Origin of the sequence: Azospirillum isscasi, assembly GCF_030849505.1 — a bacterium.
Taxonomy (GTDB): domain Bacteria; phylum Pseudomonadota; class Alphaproteobacteria; order Azospirillales; family Azospirillaceae; genus Azospirillum; species Azospirillum isscasi.
The window spans coordinates 1-2,505 of the sequence record NZ_JAUJFI010000312.1 but is presented as its reverse complement, the minus strand read 5'-3'; the positions used below and the strand labels follow the sequence as shown (position 1 = coordinate 2,505).

Here is a 2,505-nt window from a genome sequence, read left to right as displayed (position 1 = left end):
TGGCCGGGAATGTCCCGTCCTGCGGCCGACCGCACCGTGGATGCCCTGCTGCACTGGCGCGACGAGGCGGCGAGGCGGCCGTGCTGAGGCGCGCTTCCGTCAGCAGCGGCACCGGGCGCAAAGGTTGACGCAGAGGTCCGGGTCGAGCGAACGGCTGACCCGATAGATGGCATCCACCAGTTCGCGGGACCAGTCGGCCATCATGGTGTTGGGGACGAACTTGGCCCAATAGCCGCTGACCTCGACGTCGCGGTACCCGGCGGCCTGGATGTCGCGTTTCAGGCCGGCCCCGTCGTAGACCCGGCGATGGCCCTGGCGGTGGTCGCGCTCGCTCAGGCTGTCGGGCCGTTCCAGAAGTCCCATTTCGACGCCGACGCGCCGATGCAGCGAGTGGCGGTTGGGCACGGTGAAGATGGCCAGAGCCCCCGGCGCCATCCAGGCGCGCGCGCGCGCCGCCACCGCCACCGGCTCCTCCACATGTTCCAGCACGTGGCTCCCGATGACCAGATCGAAGGGCTCTTCCGGCGTGTAATCTTCGAACAGCGTCTCGACGACGGTGATGCCGGGATGTTCCGCACGGAAGGCTCCGGCCAGCATGGCTGAGCCTTCGACGACGGTCAGGTGGGCGCATCGCTGCTGCAGTTCGCGGGCCACCACGCCGGACCCCACCCCCATCAGCAGAACCCGGCGGGCCGCGGACGCCTCCGCCGCCACCAGATCCAGCGTGAAGACATTCACAAGCCTCTCGTCAAGCTTTCCATCATGCGAGCCATAGACGTTGGAGACGGAATCAAGCCATTCCTTTTCATTCGCCATATCGGTTCCCGTGTCACGGCCAAAGGGAAAAAGACGGATGCTTGTATTCTGGAGCGGACCGTCATGATCCAAAGCCAGCATTTCATATCACAGGACGCGAATCCCGGGAAGTGCAGCGGCCGGGCAACTTGAGGGGTAGTGGCGCCCGGGTGTCCATCCATATCGGTTTTCAAAGAAAATTTGGTGGCTTGGCACCGGAGGCGTGAGATAATTTTCCGGTCCCATAGCGGAGTTCGTCATGCGCGTCGCTACCAATTCACCATCCCCCTCGCCGACCCCTGAACAGGTCGAGGCATGGCGGCAGACCATCCGCGCGACCACCTTCGCGAACTACCGTTACGAGATGGGAATCGCTCTCGCGAGGGAAGGGAACACCGCGCAGGCGCTCAACTCCTACCGGCAAGCCGTCGAGCATTGGCCGTCCCTGTACGAAGCTCATGTTCGATTGGTCGAGCTGCTGCGCGCGGTGGGACATTCGACCGAGGCGGAAGCCGCCGACCGTGCCGCCGGTCGGATCAATCCCCTGTATCGTGCCCATGGGTTGGCTGCCATCGCGCTTCGGGACTTGCGCGCCGACAAACCGGAGACGGCGGCGGAGACGGCGCGGACCGTTCTGGACGGCCAGCCCGGTCATCGGCTGGCGCGCGTCGTGCTCATCCTTGCCTTGTGCCAACTGCAGCGTCCGGCAGACGCGGAGCCTTGGCTCGATGGCTTGGACGATGCGAAAATCGGGACGGAATTGGGGAATGGAACAGACGATGCGGAGCAGGATGCCATCCCCATCGGCCACTATCTCGTCGGGACAGGGGCGATGCGGGCGGCCTTGCCGGTGCTTGCCCTGGCCATCCGGAAGGAACCGGACAATTTCCAAGCGCTTCTCGATCAGGCTCTTGCCTATCTGGCCTTGTGCCTGACGGACGAAGCGGAAAGGGCGTTCCGCGCCCTGATCCGCTCGCATCCCCGGAACGCCGTCCTCCACATCTACCTCGGCCAGACCATTCAACTGACCGGACGTCATGACGAGGCGGAAACCTGCTGTAAAGCGGCGCTGGAGATCGAACCGGGCAATGATTTTGCACGCAACGCCATCGCCGTGAACCTGCTGGCCCAGCACCGGCCCGAAGAAGCTCTGACGAACCTGCGGGAGACTTCGGCCGGGCAGCAGGCACCATCGGCCTGGACTTTGAACGACTACTTCAGCGTCACCAACATGGGGCTGGCGCTGATGCAACTCGGCCGCATGGATGAAGCCGCCGTGATGCTGGAAAGGGCGGTGCAGTTGCATCCGATTCCCCAATCGTGGGCGCTGACCTCGCTTGCGCTTTTGCGGCAGAGGCAAGGGCGTGCCGACGAGGCCAAAGACCTGTTCCGGCGTGCCGTCGGACCGCAACCGGGATGGCGGCTCTTCATAGTGCGGATGCGGCCTTGGGCTCAGGCGGAACTGACCGCCGGGTACCGTACGGTCGGCGCCGAACTGGAACCGTCCAGCCTGTCGGCGGGCAAGCCCTGACCAACATCTTGGGCTGGGGGTCTTGGGCTGGGGGTCGCTTCCCGTGGGGCTCCGCAGGCAGTCCGGGTGATTGGCATGCGGCCCACACCACAAGTTTCTAAATGGTGCATCCGCTAAATGAGGGCGACGTTTGGGAGGGCGGCGACGCCGAAGCGTTTTGTCGTCCGGTGGCGCCGTCG

The 2,505-nt window shown here is 64.8% G+C and carries 2 protein-coding genes; one reads left to right on the top strand and one right to left on the bottom strand.

Annotated elements, in window-relative coordinates; translation table 11 throughout:
• Nucleotides 1-99 precede the first annotated feature (99 nt).
• Nucleotides 100-816 carry a class I SAM-dependent methyltransferase gene (locus tag QSG27_RS28530; protein WP_306712182.1) on the bottom strand — a complete coding sequence of 239 codons (717 nt, stop codon included), beginning with the start codon at nt 814-816 and terminating at the stop codon, nt 100-102.
• Nucleotides 817-1,054: 238 nt separating this feature from the next.
• Between QSG27_RS28530 and QSG27_RS28525 the strand changes: the two genes are divergently transcribed.
• Complete coding sequence (locus tag QSG27_RS28525; RefSeq protein WP_306712180.1) at nt 1,055-2,326, top strand: tetratricopeptide repeat protein; 1,272 nt, start codon at nt 1,055-1,057, stop codon at nt 2,324-2,326.
• Nucleotides 2,327-2,505 lie beyond the last annotated feature (179 nt).

Coding starts and splice junctions, on each gene's coding strand:
- QSG27_RS28525 (WP_306712180.1), top strand. CDS start 1,055: ATGCGCGTCGCTACCAATTCACCATCCCCCTCGCCGACCCCTGAACAG.
- QSG27_RS28530 (WP_306712182.1), bottom strand. CDS start 816: ATGGCGAATGAAAAGGAATGGCTTGATTCCGTCTCCAACGTCTATGGC.